13 protein-coding genes and 1 pseudogene are annotated in these 14,337 nt (G+C 45.7%); 5 read left to right on the top strand and 9 right to left on the bottom strand.

What is annotated here, in order from left to right:
• Positions 1-6: 6 nt before the first annotated feature.
• The gene (ptsP, locus tag FTT73_RS00875; protein WP_180190870.1) at positions 7-2,304 is read left to right on the top strand and encodes a phosphoenolpyruvate--protein phosphotransferase; all 2,298 of its coding nucleotides are present in this window, start codon (positions 7-9) and stop codon (positions 2,302-2,304) included.
• 41 nt (positions 2,305-2,345) lie between these two features.
• A complete protein-coding gene (locus FTT73_RS00870) occupies positions 2,346-2,834 on the top strand; it encodes a hypothetical protein (RefSeq protein ID WP_180190869.1) in 489 nt (162 codons plus the stop codon).
• Here FTT73_RS00870 and FTT73_RS00865 read toward each other — a convergent pair.
• On the bottom strand, positions 2,831-3,010 hold the full coding sequence (locus tag FTT73_RS00865) for a hypothetical protein (protein ID WP_005095450.1): 180 nt from the start codon (positions 3,008-3,010) through the stop codon (positions 2,831-2,833). The two genes, FTT73_RS00870 and FTT73_RS00865, sit on opposite strands and share 4 nt — an antisense overlap.
• A 642-nt stretch (positions 3,011-3,652) precedes the next feature.
• Between FTT73_RS00865 and FTT73_RS00860 the strand changes: the two genes are divergently transcribed.
• From FTT73_RS00860 to FTT73_RS16490, 3 genes and pseudogenes are all read left to right on the top strand, one after another.
• Complete coding sequence (locus tag FTT73_RS00860; RefSeq protein ID WP_180096729.1) at positions 3,653-5,173, top strand: catalase; 1,521 nt, start codon at positions 3,653-3,655, stop codon at positions 5,171-5,173.
• Positions 5,174-5,269: 96 nt separating this feature from the next.
• Positions 5,270-5,713 (top strand): thiol-disulfide oxidoreductase DCC family protein, encoded by a 444-nt coding sequence (locus FTT73_RS00855; RefSeq protein ID WP_180071900.1) that lies wholly within the window; start codon positions 5,270-5,272, stop codon positions 5,711-5,713.
• Positions 5,703-5,903, top strand: a pseudogene (locus FTT73_RS16490) (DoxX-like family protein); the annotation flags it as partial. The gene FTT73_RS00855 and the pseudogene FTT73_RS16490, both read left to right, overlap by 11 nt.
• Before the next feature lie 54 nt (positions 5,904-5,957).
• On the opposite strand, the gene FTT73_RS00845 reads toward FTT73_RS16490, so the two are convergent.
• The 8 genes from FTT73_RS00845 to hcaE all read right to left on the bottom strand — a co-directional run bounded on the left by FTT73_RS00845 (position 5,958) and on the right by hcaE (position 14,058).
• Positions 5,958-7,013 carry an MBL fold metallo-hydrolase gene (locus tag FTT73_RS00845; protein WP_074383975.1) on the bottom strand — a complete coding sequence of 352 codons (1,056 nt, stop codon included), beginning with the start codon at positions 7,011-7,013 and terminating at the stop codon, positions 5,958-5,960.
• A gap of 501 nt (positions 7,014-7,514) precedes the next feature.
• Positions 7,515-8,423, bottom strand: a complete 909-nt coding sequence (locus tag FTT73_RS00840) for a DMT family transporter (RefSeq protein ID WP_100329289.1) — start codon at positions 8,421-8,423, stop codon at positions 7,515-7,517.
• A gap of 297 nt (positions 8,424-8,720) precedes the next feature.
• Positions 8,721-9,947, bottom strand: a complete 1,227-nt coding sequence (gene hcaD, locus FTT73_RS00835) for a 3-phenylpropionate/cinnamic acid dioxygenase ferredoxin--NAD(+) reductase subunit (protein WP_180190868.1) — start codon at positions 9,945-9,947, stop codon at positions 8,721-8,723.
• Positions 9,948-9,952: 5 nt separating this feature from the next.
• On the bottom strand, positions 9,953-10,918 hold the full coding sequence (locus FTT73_RS00830; RefSeq protein ID WP_100357564.1) for a 3-carboxyethylcatechol 2,3-dioxygenase: 966 nt from the start codon (positions 10,916-10,918) through the stop codon (positions 9,953-9,955).
• A 113-nt stretch (positions 10,919-11,031) separates the two neighbouring features.
• A complete protein-coding gene (hcaB, locus tag FTT73_RS00825; RefSeq protein ID WP_005095434.1) occupies positions 11,032-11,847 on the bottom strand; it encodes a 3-phenylpropionate-dihydrodiol/cinnamic acid-dihydrodiol dehydrogenase in 816 nt (271 codons plus the stop codon).
• A 2-nt stretch (positions 11,848-11,849) separates the two neighbouring features.
• The gene (gene hcaC / locus FTT73_RS00820; protein WP_005095433.1) at positions 11,850-12,176 is read right to left on the bottom strand and encodes a 3-phenylpropionate/cinnamic acid dioxygenase ferredoxin subunit; all 327 of its coding nucleotides are present in this window, start codon (positions 12,174-12,176) and stop codon (positions 11,850-11,852) included.
• Positions 12,176-12,694: a 3-phenylpropionate/cinnamic acid dioxygenase subunit beta gene (gene hcaF, locus FTT73_RS00815; protein ID WP_005095432.1), complete on the bottom strand. Its 519-nt coding sequence runs from the start codon at positions 12,692-12,694 to the stop codon at positions 12,176-12,178. Before hcaF ends, hcaC begins: the two co-directional genes overlap by 1 nt.
• Positions 12,691-14,058, bottom strand: a complete 1,368-nt coding sequence (gene hcaE / locus FTT73_RS00810) for a 3-phenylpropionate/cinnamic acid dioxygenase subunit alpha (protein ID WP_005095430.1) — start codon at positions 14,056-14,058, stop codon at positions 12,691-12,693. Before hcaE ends, hcaF begins: the two co-directional genes overlap by 4 nt.
• Positions 14,059-14,337 lie beyond the last annotated feature (279 nt).

Here is a 14,337-nt window from a genome sequence, read left to right as displayed (position 1 = left end):
GACCTTATGTCGAATATGCAACTGGACACGTTGAGACGTATTGTTCAAGAGATCAATGCATCTGCCAGTTTGCATGAATCCCTCGATATCATGGTCAAGCATGTCGCAGACGCCATGCATGTCGATGTCTGCTCTATTTACCTTCTGGATGAACGTAACCAGCGTTATCTGCTGATGGCTTCCAAGGGCCTGAAGGCTGAGTCCGTAGGTCACGTATCGTTACAGACTGGCGAAGGTTTGGTGGGTCTGGTCGGCCAGCGTGAAGAAATTGTCAATCTGGACAATGCACCCAAACATGAACGCTTCCTGTTCCTGCCTGAAACCGGTGAAGAGCTGTATAACTCTTTTCTGGGCGTCCCGGTGATGTACCGCCGTAAGGTCATGGGTGTGCTGGTGGTTCAGAATAAAGAATCTCAGGATTTCTCTGAAGCCGCCGAATCATTTCTGGTCACACTGTGCGCGCAGCTCTCTGGCGTGATTGCCCATGCCCATGCGGTGGGCAATATTGATGTCTTCCGCAAGCCAAATAACCTGCCTGCCTATAAAACCTTTCAGGGGGTGTCCGGTTCAGGCGGGATTGCCCTGGGCCGGGCCGTGATTCTCTACCCGCCAGCAGATCTGGCCGCTGTTCCCGATCGTGAAGCCGATGACATCAGCGAAGAACTACAATTATTAGACAGCGCCCTCAACTCAGTCCGTGAAGAAATCCAGTCGCTCGATGACAAGATGCAGGATGCGCTGATGGCCGAAGAACGCGCGCTCTTTAGCGTATTCTTGCGGATGCTGGATGAAAATGCCCTGCCGGCAGAAATCAAGACGCTCATTCGCGAAGGCCATTGGGCACAGGGTGCAGTGCGCATCGTGATTGATAGTCATGTGGCACAGTTTGCCCAGATGCAGGATGATTATTTACGTGAACGGGTGGCAGACTTAAAAGACTTGGGCCGCCGTATTCTGGCGCGTTTACAGGAAGCTGATGCCAGTCATCGTGAGCTGACCGATGAGAGTATTCTGATAGGGGAAGAGATTTCCACTGCAGCTCTGGTTGAACTGCCAGTGGATAAAATTGCTGCGATTGTCACCACTGAAGGTGCCATGAACTCGCATATGGTAATTGTGGCACGTGCCCTCGGCATTCCGACTGTGGTCGGTGTGACTGAACTGCCAATTAATACCCTGGATGATGTAGAAATGATCGTTGATGCGCATCAAGGCCGGGTCTTCATCAATCCGCCACGGCGTTTGCGCAGTCGCTATAAAGAAATTCAAAAAGAAGAAGAACAGATCGCCAAAGATCTGCGTCAGTACGAAACCAAAGATGCGATTACCCCGGATGGGGTAGCGGTAAAACTGTACGTCAACACCGGCCTGATGATCGATGTGGTCCGTGGCGTGCAACGTGGTGCCAAAGGCGTTGGTTTATACCGTTCTGAAATTCCATTTATGCTACGCGACCGCTTCCCGGGCGAAGAAGAACAGCGCGCGATTTATCGCCAGCAACTCACTCATTTTGCCAATAAACCGGTAGTGATGCGTACCCTGGACATTGGGGCAGACAAAGACCTGCCGTATTTTTCAATTGAAGAAGAAAATTCGGCACTGGGCTGGCGTGGCATTCGTTTTACCCTGGATCATCCGGAAATTTTTTCTTCACAAATTCGCGCCATGCTTAAAGCCAGTATCGGACTGAATAACCTGCATATTCTGTTGCCGATGGTGACCAGTGTCAGTGAGGTTGAAGAAGCACTCTATTTACTGGAACGTGATCATGCGGCGATTCAGGAAGAAGAGCAGGTCAAAGTGAACAAGCCAAAACTTGGCATCATGGTAGAAGTGCCGAGTGTGCTGCATCAGATTGATGAGTTTTCCGAACTGGTCGATTTCTTCTCGGTTGGCTCTAACGATTTGACTCAATATCTTTTGGCAGTCGATCGCAATAATCCGCGGGTTGCCAATGTCTATTCACATTTACATCCTGCCGTACTGCGTGCCCTGACCCGTCTGGTGCAGGACTGTCATCGTAATGAAAAACCGGTCAGTATCTGCGGTGAAATGGCAGGTGATCCGCTGTCTGCGGTTTTGCTCATGGCCATGGGCTTTAATACCCTGTCAATGAGTTCGAGTAATATCCTGAAGGTACGTAAAACCATTTGTCACGTGCCGATGAGTGATGCACAGGAATTGCTACAGCATGTGTTAAAAATGGACAATCCACTGATGGTAAAAAGCTGGCTGGAATATTATTTCAGAACCCATGGTTTGGGTGATATGGTGAAATCAGCCACGCGTATGGTGAGTGCCTAATCCGGGACTTTTCCAGTCCCTCGACGAGTGTAGAGGTGGTTATGGAATTTCTGGTTATCCTGTTCATGCTCATTGCGGTGTTCTATATTGTTATTATTGCACCTGCCTTGCGGGCCCGGAAAAATGCGGATTATTCCGGTTCATCTTATACACGTCCTGCCAGCGGCTATGCCGATCGGCCTAAAATGTCCCCTCTATTGGGCATCGAAATTTCAGCATCCCAGCGACGGCGTTTAGGCCGAAATGATCCCTCTGTGATAGCGGCCAAACTCTATCGTCAGCAAAAAGATCAATTTGCCAGTTTTCAGCAGGCCAGAACTGAACCTCACCCTGCACATTATGGACAGCCAAATCAGGGAAGACTGAATAAATTATTTAATGATTTTATACGAGATGAGCCAACAAATTCATCGCGGCGCTCCACTCAAAATACACAAAATCATAGCAACCGCCCCGTTGCCCCGCTCTCTCCACTTGGAACCAACCCCAAACAGCCAACGCGTCATCCTCAACCACCTTACAGATCTTAAGCTGCCATTAAAAAAGGGCGATCTTCCATAGAATATCGCCCTTGTCTGTGCTTGTTGTAGCCACGTTTTGCATTTTTCTTTCGGTCTACAAAAACCTGACTTTTGTTGACTTCATGCATGTGTTTTGCCACAAAATTATGGATCACCACATGCTCGACTGTTTTCTTCTTGGCCATGTTGTACTTTCGCCTTTTAACTAGATTTTAGTGAGTTTCCACGCGAGTGGGAAAATAATGATACGCCATTTTGGACAATTTTCAAGCATATTTGCCAATGCTTTTTTTAAAAATAAAGACCATTTAAGCAGGATATTCTGTATACAAAAATGAGCACTATAGCCGGAAAACATGCTGATTACATTCAGCACTTTATGATGTTTTTCACACAGACAAAACCTAATCAAAAAAAGCATTTAAAATAAATCAGTTATAAGATTTATTTTAAACAGCACGATTCATCTATTAGTTTGATCCTTTGATAAAAACATATAAGGGACTTAAAGATTGTTATTTTCGTTTAATCCGATTCATTATTTGAGTTATCCAAAATATAGAGAATTTGATATTGTCAAAGAGTAGAAAACCGGCTACTTTTAAAAAGTAACCATTTAATTTTAAATATTTTAGACTTTATTAACTTTAAAAATATTTTTTGAGTGACATCACTCAATTATATCCTGTGAATTCCACTTTGTGCGCTAACAGTATTTATATCAAGATATTGAAAATAGAGTAAAACCTGATGCCCTTCGCAGATAACTCAATATTTTATAAATACTGGATAAACGCTACAAGATATTCAAAACTTGGAGAGGAAAAATGAGCCAAGATTTTAAAAAATGCCCTGTTACCCACCTGACCACTGAAGCGGGTGCGCCTGTGGTCGACAACCAGAACAGTATGACCGCAGGTGCACGTGGTCCATTACTTGCTCAGGATTTATGGCTGAATGAAAAACTGGCTAACTTTGTTCGCGAAGTGATTCCTGAGCGCCGTATGCATGCCAAAGGTTCAGGTGCTTTTGGTACATTTACCGTGACCCATGACATTAGCCAATATACCCGCGCTAAAATCTTCTCTGAAGTGGGCAAAAAAACTGAAATGTTTGCGCGTTTCTCTACCGTTGCCGGTGAACGTGGTGCTGCCGATGCAGAACGTGATATTCGTGGTTTTGCCCTGAAATTCTATACCGAAGAAGGTAACTGGGATTTGGTTGGTAACAACACACCAGTATTCTTCTTCCGCGACCCTCGCCAGTTCCCTGACCTGAATAAAGCAGTAAAACGCGACCCACGCACCAACTTGCGTAATGCGACCAATAACTGGGATTTCTGGACATTGCTGCCGGAAGCATTGCACCAAGTCACCATTGTGATGTCAGATCGTGGTATTCCAGTCGGTTATCGTCACATGCATGGTTTTGGTAGCCATACCTACAGCTTCATCAATGCCAACAATGAACGTTTCTGGGTGAAATTCCATTTCCGCACGCAACAAGGCATTCAAAACCTGACCGATGCCGAGGCAGCAGAACTGGTTGGTCGTGACCGCGAAAGCAGCCAGACTGACCTGTACAATGCGATTGAACGTGGGGACTTCCCGAAATGGACCCTGTTCGTACAAATCATGCCAGAACTTGAGGCAGAACAAGTACCATATCATCCATTTGACCTGACCAAAGTCTGGCCGAAGGGTGAATATCCACTGATTGAAGTGGGTGAATTTGAACTGAACCGCAACCCAGAAAACTACTTCCAGGATGTTGAACAAGCCGCCTTTGCACCAAGTAACCTTGTTCCGGGGATTAGCTACTCGCCGGACCGGATGTTACAAGCACGTTTATTTAACTATGCCGATGCCGCGCGTTACCGTGTCGGCGTGAATCACTCACAGGTTCCGGTCAATGCTGCACGCTGTCCGGTCAATTCTAACCGTCGTGATGGTCAGGGTCGTATGGATGGCAACTACGGTTCCTTGCCACATTATGAGCCGAACAGTTTCAGCCAATGGCAGGAGCAACCGGAATTCAGAGAGCCACCACTAAAAATCACCGGTGCTGCCGATTTCTGGGATTTCCGTGAAGATGATAACGATTACTTCAGCCAGCCACGTGCCCTGTTCAACCTGATGAATGATGAACAAAAGCAGGCCTTGTTTAATAACACGGCTGGCGCGATGGGTGATGCACTAGATTTCATTAAATACCGTCACATCCGCAATTGTTATAGTTGCGATCCGGCCTATGGCGAAGGCGTAGCACAAGCACTCGGCATGACAGTGGCAGATGCACAGGCTGCTCGTGAAACCGATCCAGCCAAAGGCTTAGCCAGCTTGCTTTAAGCTGCCTTAGCGATATATAAAAAACCACCCTCGGGTGGTTTTTTAGTGTGATATCAAGCAGTATACAAATAATACGTCACTAGAAAAAATATAACGATGAGCAAAGATATTGAAGACATCATTCAACAACACGACATCATTTTATTTGATGCTGTTTGTGTGATCTGTAATGGCTGGGCACGATTTTTGATTCAATACGATAACAAGATACAGTTTAAACTGGTCTCTGCCCAATCCCCTTTAGGTGTTGCCCTGCTCGAGCATTACCAGATGTCCACTGCACATTACAGCACGATGCTCGTCATCCAAGCTGGCACACTTTATACCGAATCCACTGCCCTGTTAAAAGTCATGCAGCATCTCGGTTTTCCGTTGAATTTAATGAGTACAGGCTATTTAATGCCGCGTTTTATCCGCGACTTTCTGTATCGTGGGATTGCTTTAAAGCGCTATCAGCTATTTGGTAAAACTGATTATTGCCTGATTCCATCTAGCGAAAATAAACACCATTTTCTGGAAAATGCTATTCGTGAATTCTGAGCCCGTTTTCACCCAAGCGCTTCGCACCATTCAGCTAAGCTTGGCAATGCGCTGATTCTATCAAGGACTGATTCCAAAAATACTGTTTCAGTCCCCTGCTGAAATCACAATCTGGCAAAATCTGGGCTTTGAGCGGGTACTGGCCAAAGTCTTGGTTGGATTTTCTGGCATAGGTGAAATGCTGTTTGGCTGATGCTTTCTGTGCTTGCCATTCAACTCATCAAGCAAGAACAGCGTGAAGCCATTAGACAATAATCCGTTTGCCTTCATGTACGCAGTAAAACGGATTAATCAGCTTGGAAGAATGTTTGATAATTTCATGCAATTCATGCTCTGGCGCATCCCGATCTTCATCAGTAAGCTGGAAAGTACGGTAATGAATCGCCAGTGAGCATTTGGCCTGCAAGTCCTGATGTGCATGAAATGCATCTTCCGGATTCATATGAATCGCACGCATCAGTGCACGCGGCTCATAGGCACCGATGGGCAGCAAGGCAATTCGGGGCGCACCCAGACGCTTGCGAACCTCTTTAAAATGCGAGGCATAACCACTATCTCCGGCAAAGAAACAATGTTCCTGACCATGCAATAAGGAAAAGCCACCCCACAAAGCACAATTCTGATCACGCATACCGCGCCCCGAGGCATGCTGTGCCGGCGTATAGACAATGCGGATTTCTTCAAAAAATGCATTTTCCCACCAGTCCATCTCATGCACGGTATAGTGCTTTGGCAAATACCAGGCATTGCCCAGTCCGGTATAAATTGGCATTTCAAATGTGCTATGCAACCATTCCAGTGTGGCCAGATCCATATGATCATAGTGGTTATGGCTGAGCAGCACAGCATCAATATGTGGCAGTTCATCTAGCGCAATACCGGCAGGAATGACCCGCTGCGGGCCAGTGGATGCAGAAGGACTGGCATATTCAGCCCAGACCGGATCGGTCAGGAAATTATAAGGCCCGATTTGAATGAGCACAGTGGCGTGACCAATAAACCAGATTTGCCAGTCATCTAAAGGCGCATCGGGACGCTGCTGTGGCAATGCACGCGGTCGCGCAAAAAACTCGGCACGTTCTGCATCGAGATTGATATTCCAGTTTTTGGATTTTCGGGTAATGAGCCATTTATATAAGTCAAAACGACTGTGCGCCCGAGCAGGATGCTCGAGATTACGAAACTGTTGTCCATTGAAATGATCTGAATGCAGATACTCAAATACCGGCTTAGACCAGAGATGTTTCCAGCTGGACTCCGTGGTTAACTGAAATTTTTTAGTTTTGAGAAGATCTTGCATAAACATCCACTATTTATTATTCGCTATATGCAAGACAGCAACCGCTTGAAATGGTCAGGCGATGCATCTTTTAATGAGCATACAAACTAAAAACAGGCGCACTTGAGTATAGTATGAAATCCATCACAGACAATCATGTATGTTTTTGTTATTTTAGCAAAAAAATAGCGCTCTGATAGCCTGCTGGCTGGCCGGACTATGGGTACTGTCGAGAAAAACATGATGCATACAGTTTTTTAAAAAATACAAAATCATACCAAGCCCTACTCTGCTGATTCCAGCCAAAATTTTATCCTCATAATGTGTGCTGATTTGATCGTGCACGCCTGAGTTATGCAACGATTAAGAGTGCATACGATGACATATACTATTTTTAACATTTGGCCAATCTGCTAAATAGACTTGCTTAAACTCTTGTGAACGGATGTAGCCATAGACTTCATTCCTCTAAAAGATTTAAAGCATAAAAAAGGGCTTTCGCCCTTTTGATTTGCTACAGATTTAGTGCTTGGAAAAGTATTGCTCACGCCACTCTTTCCAAAAGTACATAATGATGCCGAACATCACCACGGCAATTCCTGCAAAGGCATGACTGCTGATGATTTCATGATTCAGAGTCGCACCAAGTACCAGTGCGATGACTGGCGTCATGACATTACTCAAAGATACTGTTGAAGCATTTAAACGCCGAATCAGCCAGAAATAACACAGCATCGCCACAATCGAGGACATGATCATAGTAAATACAAACCCGATCAGCGCCTGTATGCCAGGCAACTGGGTCGGCATATGCTGCCAGATAAATGGAATCAAGAGCAGTGAACCGGCTGCTGATAGCAGCAATGAACCTGTCGCTTGTGACATTGGGCTTAAAGGTGCGTTGATCTGTTTGACCCAGAAGATTGAACTGATATAGGACACCATACTGATCAGCATCAGCACCACACCCCAAGGATTCACCTTGCTGTCTGCCGAATCTAAAAATACAAAACTCAGCCCTGCAATGGCAACAGCCATACCTGACCATTGCAGCCACACTAACTGATGAGTTTTTAAGATCACATGCCCGATCAGACCGGCAATCAGCGGCGAAAAACCAAAAATCAGGGCCATCAGACCTGAGGTCAGATAATTGGCTGCCAGATAAATAAACAGCTGTGCACCGATTAAATTCAGACTGCCGGCCAGATAGCTTTTCATTGAAGTGCCGTCAAAAGGCAAGGGATCACGCATGATTTTTAGCAGGAATAGCGCAATAATCGATGCGCCAAAATAGCGAATGATCAGTACCCACATCGGGTGAATCTCGGCCACACTCCAGACAATCGCCAAAGGCGTTGCGGCCCAAATCAGCACAAGTAAAACGTAAATACTTGCCGTCACCAGCATGGGAGATGAATTTGAATTCATAAAAGACTCAATTAAAGTTAATCAGAAAGAATTGAACTAACTTCTCGTTCAAATCCACAATCGACAATACTGATTGCGGCATGGATGCCGCCGCTAAACTGGGATATATGGACATATCCTCAGTTTAGAAAAAGATTTTTGTCACTTTTGACCTCTCAAAAGTGAGGCATTACCTACGCAAAGTAATACAAACCAAAACTGAAACTTGAGGTAGTGATCATATAGAGAGTATTCGATAAACATAAAAAAACAGACCTATGCAAAACATAGATCTGTTCCAAGATATCTCAATACAACTTAAGCAATTTTGCGTAAGTCTTGTGCCAGATCCAAATGTTTTTCAGCTTCAAAAGCCGTATTCTTGCTGATCATTTTTTTCAGATGACGCATTTCTTTGGCCGCATTGACGGTAATACCGGCAACGATTTGACCATCTGTCACACCATACATCACAAATGAATTGTCTGCGCCTTTGGCTGCATCCATGTCGCCACGAACCAGCCATTGGGTCGCTGCCATATCACCGACAAACTGGAAGTTGATATTGAGCTGATCGGTCCAGAACCAGGCCGGATTGGCTTTTGGATGTTCGACACCCATGACATGACGCGCAAAAATGCCTGCCTGAAGATTGGCATTTTCCCAAGTCTCGACACGGCGGAATTCGCCGTCTTCACGAAGTTGTGTCGCGACATCGCCTGCTGCATAAATATGGGCATTTGAAGTCTGGCAATTTTCATTGACCTTGATCGCAAGATCAGCATCTAAACCGGCTGCAATGGCAAGCTGTGCGTTTGGCACAATTCCGATTCCATAAACCACAGCATCAGCACGTAACTCTTCGCCATCAGCTAAATTCACCACAATTTCTTCACCATCTAAACGGCAAGCTGCAACTTGAGTATTTAAGCGAACATCTACGCCTGCCAGACGGTGTTGTTCAAGCAGAAATTCACTTAAAATACGCGGTGAACAACGCCCCATTACCATTGGTCCCTGCTCAAGCACAGTCACCTGACAGTCTTTGTAACGCGCAGAGGATGCCAGTTCAAGACCGATCACACCGCCACCGATCAGCAGAATACGTTGACCTGCTTGCAATACAGGAACCAATGCCTGTGAGTCTTCAAGGTTACGCAAGGTATAAACATGTTTGCCTAACGCATCGAAGTTTGGCAGACGGCGCGCGGCACCGCCTGTTGCGAGAAGCAATTTGTCATAAGCAACAACATCACCATTTTGAAGTTCAACCGTTTTCGCGGTCGCGTTGATTTGAGTCACGCCATTGCCACGAATGGTGGTCACGCCAAGATCAGCCAGTTTTTCTGCTGACAGAATTTCAATCTTGGTGTCCTCAGGTTTTAGAATCACATCTTTCGACAGTGGCGGACGCTCATAAGGAAGATGCGTTTCATCACCAATCAGAATGATTTTACCTGCGTACTTGTTGCCACGAAGTTCTAAAATCGCGCTTGCACCTGCCTGGCCAGCCCCTACAATTACGATGGTTTCGATGTTGCTCATGTCAATTAACCTTTTAACTCTGCAGATACGATGCCGAAGCCCGCAATCCATTCACTGATATCTTCATAGCAGTGTGTTGTCATGTCGTATTCGCCCATTTCGCTTAAGGCTGCAAATGCGGCCATCCAGGAACGGACTTCCTGACCACCACGACCGCCGTCACGACGAATTTCATCTTCTGTCATGGCTTCTAAGGTCGCAAAATCAGCGTTCTTGAAGGTTTCAAGCAGTGCACGATCCCATTCAGCATTTAAAGGAACTGCAACCGAAGTATCGCCTGCTGCCAGTTTCTGACCGACTGCAATGACTTTGCCCTGACGTGCTTCACGTGCTTCAGGCGTTGGATTACGACCTGCAATCAGGAATTCTTCTACTTGTGGTGGAACCGAACCCATTTGCGGTGTGGGTGGATCATGCGACAGACCACCTGTACCTAAAACAAGGACACGCTCATTTTCAAGGTTTAAAGATTTAATAAACTGACCTACAGCACGGCCCAAAGCAATGGTACGCTTGGTGGTTGGCATCGGTGCTGCAGCGCCATTAATAAAAATTGGAATCGTTGGATAACGATCGAGTTTGCCGTCACACAGGAAGTGTAATGGCTGAGTCACCCCATGATCCGCCTGCATACGGTAAGAATATGCAACGTCTACACCTTCATCGAGTACACGTCGAACCAAGCCTAATGCTTTGTCTTCAGGTACATCGATGTGATCATTGTCTTTACCATAATCCCAGTCACCCGCAGCTTTGGCACGAATACCGACACAGAAACTTGGCATCAGGTCATAGAAGAAACCATTAAAATGGTCAGGACCAAAGGTGATAATCAGGGTTGGGTCGTAAGCTTTTACTTCAGCAGAGAGTTTTTCAAAAGCATCTCGAACAGCTTGTTCTTTACGCTTTTCCTGTGGTGAAGCAAATTCCATTAACGGACTGTGCGATGCACAAATAAGTTTAACGGCCATGAGAGACTCCAAAAAGGAAGACTTAAATCCTCCCCATCCTTCCTTTAAAAGGAGGGAGATTCTTTTCCCTCTTTTATAAAGAGGGGGAAGGGGAGATTTTTAAAAGCAGATTTTTATTCGTCAAAGAAACCGGCACGGGGCTGACGTAAGCCACGAATTCCCAGACCGCATTCTGCATTGATCAGAACGCCAGTCAAAGGACGGTTATTTTGACGAGATGCCAAGAGTACGTATGAACCTGTCATATCTTCCGGTTCAGGCAAGAAATTCAGTGGCATACCACGTGCAATTTTCTCAGGATCACGTGCATCGAGCAGGCCAACATTTTCCTGACCGAGCGACGCTGCGCCTTTGATATTCACATTCATACCTGACGGTGCAACCGCATTCACTCGTACTTTAGGCGCAAGCTCATAGGCCAATTCTTTCATAATACCCACCCCTGCATGCTTAGATGCAGTATATACAGGGCCTCCGCCAGCGGAGTACAGTGCCGAATTAGACAAAGTAAATATGATAGAACCTTCAGAAGCGATCAATGCATCCAGTGCAGCCTTCGCGCCGAGAATGAGCGATTTGGTATTAATCCCCATAATCTCGTCAAAGGCTTTTTCCAGCTGCTCACCAGAGGTATTGACGATATCGGCATAATGATCCCAGATCCCGGCATTACCAACGAAACAGTCGAGTTTGCCGAAACGCTCTACAGTGGCATTCACTGCACGAACGTTGTCTGCATAGCTGGCTACATCGCCTTCAATCGCAAGAACTTTACCGCCAAAGTGTTCGTTTAATGCCTCCACTTTTGCTTTTGAACGTTGAAGAACGGCAACTTGTGCACCTTCTTCCAGGAAACGTTCCACTAGCGCCCAGCCTAAGCCTGAACCACCACCGGTAATAAGTGCAACTTCGCCTTGTAGCCAACCCATGATTACTCTCCTGCCATCTCTACATATAATGCGCCGTCTTCAACCACTACCGGGAATGTTTGAATTGGATCAGTTGCTGGCAAGCAAAGTGCCTCACCTGTTTTCAAACAGAAACGTGCAGCATGAAGTGGACATTCCACTGTACCGTCGTCTTCCAGATAACCTTCAGACATAGACGCATTGCCGTGTGAACAGCGGTCGTTCATTGCGAAGAACTCACCACCGTTATTGAATACTGCCAATGCATCAATACCATTCACGCCGCAATCTACTTTTAGCGCTTCGCCTTCGTCTAATTCGTCAACTTGGCAAACAAAAATCTTATTCATTAGAAGAATACACTCAGGTTATGTGAGCTATAGGTCGCTTGATCCAGCATGATCTTACGGTTGAAGATCTGGAAGCCGAGGCCGCCTTCAACTTTACGGATCTTGTCATGGCGTTTACCGCAGTAAATGACAATGTCTTTCTCTTTTTGCGTACGATATAGCAAATAGGTTACATATACGTCGTATTCGCCTTCAACTTCAGCTGGCTCTACGATCACGTTGCTCACCATGTGAGTGGTACGTGATGGAGGCTCTTCAGCCCAAGCCATACCGGTTTCAAGACGTGCGACACGACGCTCTAAAAGGTCTTTGGTATCGTTGAATACCCAAGTCGTCGGTGGCTCAACTGAACGGCGACGGTCACGGGTTTGCGCGTTTGGTGTGGTACGTAGCGTATAAGAAATATCTTCAGCCAAGGTATCCAACCAATCGCGGAATTTCCAGTCGTCCAGCAATTTTGCTTCGCGATACAGGAACTGACTGATTTGATGATGAAGTTCTAAACTCACTTGACTCATTTCATAAGCTCCTTCTCGTATGCGTCAGCTGCTGCTTCAACGTCTTCCCATTTTTCATGGATCAATAAATCTGCCCAGCGGCGGTACATGCCACGTGCTGCAGTTTCAGAGAAAATATAGTTGGTGATCCCCGGAATACCATCTTCACGGATTTTCTCGTTGCCTTTACCCATTTCCATAATGAGTTTGTTTTGACGCGCTTTATAACCACGTAAAACTTTTTGGATTTCGATCCAGTTTTCAGAGTCATCTTGCTCTAGGAAACCAGCAGGACCGAAAGCACGCGTTGCAGAACGTTCAAATGCTTCTTTGACTTCTTGCGATGCTTCAGCATCCGCAATACAGAATGCCCATACTTCAGTTTTGTTTGGACCACGTGGGTGCCATACACGAAGCGTTGCCGTACCGTTCAACCAAGACAAGGTCGGGAACATGGTGTTATGACCTGCAAGACGCAGGGCACGGACTTCACCTAAACGCTCTTTCACTTCTTCATAAGTTTCGCGGAAGTAGTTGGCTACTTCACCGTCGACCCATACGTTTGCATCTGGTTTCTCTGTAAAGAAGAAACCTGAACCGTGACCACGTGAACCGTACTGAAGTGCATCTTTAGCCGTTTCCCAAACTGGACGAGCCGTTTGTGCAGCACCAAGTTTTTTCGATGCTTCATCATCTGGTTTTGCGCCAAGGACTTGGATCGCAGATGCATGAGAGAACAAGGCATGATACTGGTCAGATGCAAACTGTTCCGCTGCAAATTTCCAGTTACACTCGATTTCCCATTTGTGTACACCACCGATGATTTCTGTACCACCTGGACGACGGTCAAGTACACCATCTAGATACCAAGCGATATCGCCCATGTATTCTTCAAGATCAGGTGTGGTTTCATCCCAACAAGCGAATACCAGGCCTTTGTAAGACTTGACACGATTCACTTCGACCAAGCCCCATTGCTCTTTACATGCACCTTGTGGGTAAGCACGTTCTTCAAGCGGAATGTCTTTTAAAGAACCGTCAATGCCATAAGACCAGCCGTGGTATGGGCAAGTGAATGCACGGGTATTACCACAGTCTGCGAAACTCACACGCATAGAGCGGTGACGGCACTGGTTTAAGAATGCTTTGATTGAGCCATCTTTTTGACGTGCCACGATGATCGGATCTTCACCCATATAGGTATTGAAGAAGTCACCCGCCTTTGGAATCTGGCTTTCATGACAAAGGAACAACCAAGTACGGCCAAAAACGCGTTCAAGTTCTAATTCGTAAATATCTGGATCTGTATAGATAGATGGAGTGATACGCCCATTTTGTGCATCGACTAAAGCGTCGATTTCACGCACATCAATTTTTCCACTCATGAAAAGCTCTCCTGTGACCCATCAAGGCACAAAGTAAATAGACTCAATTCGAATGGATAATGGATTTTGGATTGATTTTGGGGAAATATTTTTTTTGTTTCAATTAATAGCTTTAAGCAATTATTCCACGTGCTTGTTCTGATATTAAAACATTAATAAATATCTCAAGAGTATTTACTTTCTAAATATCAAAATAACCTTCACGACATAGTTGTTTATAGATTATACTTCTATGAAATTATAGTAAGACATTTTTTGGATTACTCTTCGGGCTGATGA

This window comes from Acinetobacter sp. YH01006, assembly GCF_013420445.1.
GTDB classification, from domain to species: Bacteria; Pseudomonadota; Gammaproteobacteria; order Pseudomonadales; family Moraxellaceae; genus Acinetobacter; species Acinetobacter pseudolwoffii.
The sequence above is the reverse complement of the archived record's forward strand: the minus strand, read 5'-3'. Positions and strand labels throughout refer to the sequence as shown.

Excerpts from the sequence above, each read along its gene's own strand:
- ptsP (WP_180190870.1), top strand. The coding sequence starts at position 7 with ATGTCGAATATGCAACTGGACACGTTGAGACGTATTGTTCAAGAGATC.
- FTT73_RS00870 (WP_180190869.1), top strand. The coding sequence starts at position 2,346 with ATGGAATTTCTGGTTATCCTGTTCATGCTCATTGCGGTGTTCTATATT.
- FTT73_RS00865 (WP_005095450.1), bottom strand. The coding sequence starts at position 3,010 with ATGGCCAAGAAGAAAACAGTCGAGCATGTGGTGATCCATAATTTTGTG.
- FTT73_RS00860 (WP_180096729.1), top strand. The coding sequence starts at position 3,653 with ATGAGCCAAGATTTTAAAAAATGCCCTGTTACCCACCTGACCACTGAA.
- FTT73_RS00855 (WP_180071900.1), top strand. The coding sequence starts at position 5,270 with ATGAGCAAAGATATTGAAGACATCATTCAACAACACGACATCATTTTA.
- FTT73_RS00845 (WP_074383975.1), bottom strand. The coding sequence starts at position 7,013 with ATGCAAGATCTTCTCAAAACTAAAAAATTTCAGTTAACCACGGAGTCC.
- FTT73_RS00840 (WP_100329289.1), bottom strand. The coding sequence starts at position 8,423 with ATGAATTCAAATTCATCTCCCATGCTGGTGACGGCAAGTATTTACGTT.
- hcaD (WP_180190868.1), bottom strand. The coding sequence starts at position 9,947 with ATGAGCAACATCGAAACCATCGTAATTGTAGGGGCTGGCCAGGCAGGT.
- FTT73_RS00830 (WP_100357564.1), bottom strand. The coding sequence starts at position 10,918 with ATGGCCGTTAAACTTATTTGTGCATCGCACAGTCCGTTAATGGAATTT.
- hcaB (WP_005095434.1), bottom strand. The coding sequence starts at position 11,847 with ATGGGTTGGCTACAAGGCGAAGTTGCACTTATTACCGGTGGTGGTTCA.
- hcaC (WP_005095433.1), bottom strand. The coding sequence starts at position 12,176 with ATGAATAAGATTTTTGTTTGCCAAGTTGACGAATTAGACGAAGGCGAA.
- hcaF (WP_005095432.1), bottom strand. The coding sequence starts at position 12,694 with ATGAGTCAAGTGAGTTTAGAACTTCATCATCAAATCAGTCAGTTCCTG.
- hcaE (WP_005095430.1), bottom strand. The coding sequence starts at position 14,058 with ATGAGTGGAAAAATTGATGTGCGTGAAATCGACGCTTTAGTCGATGCA.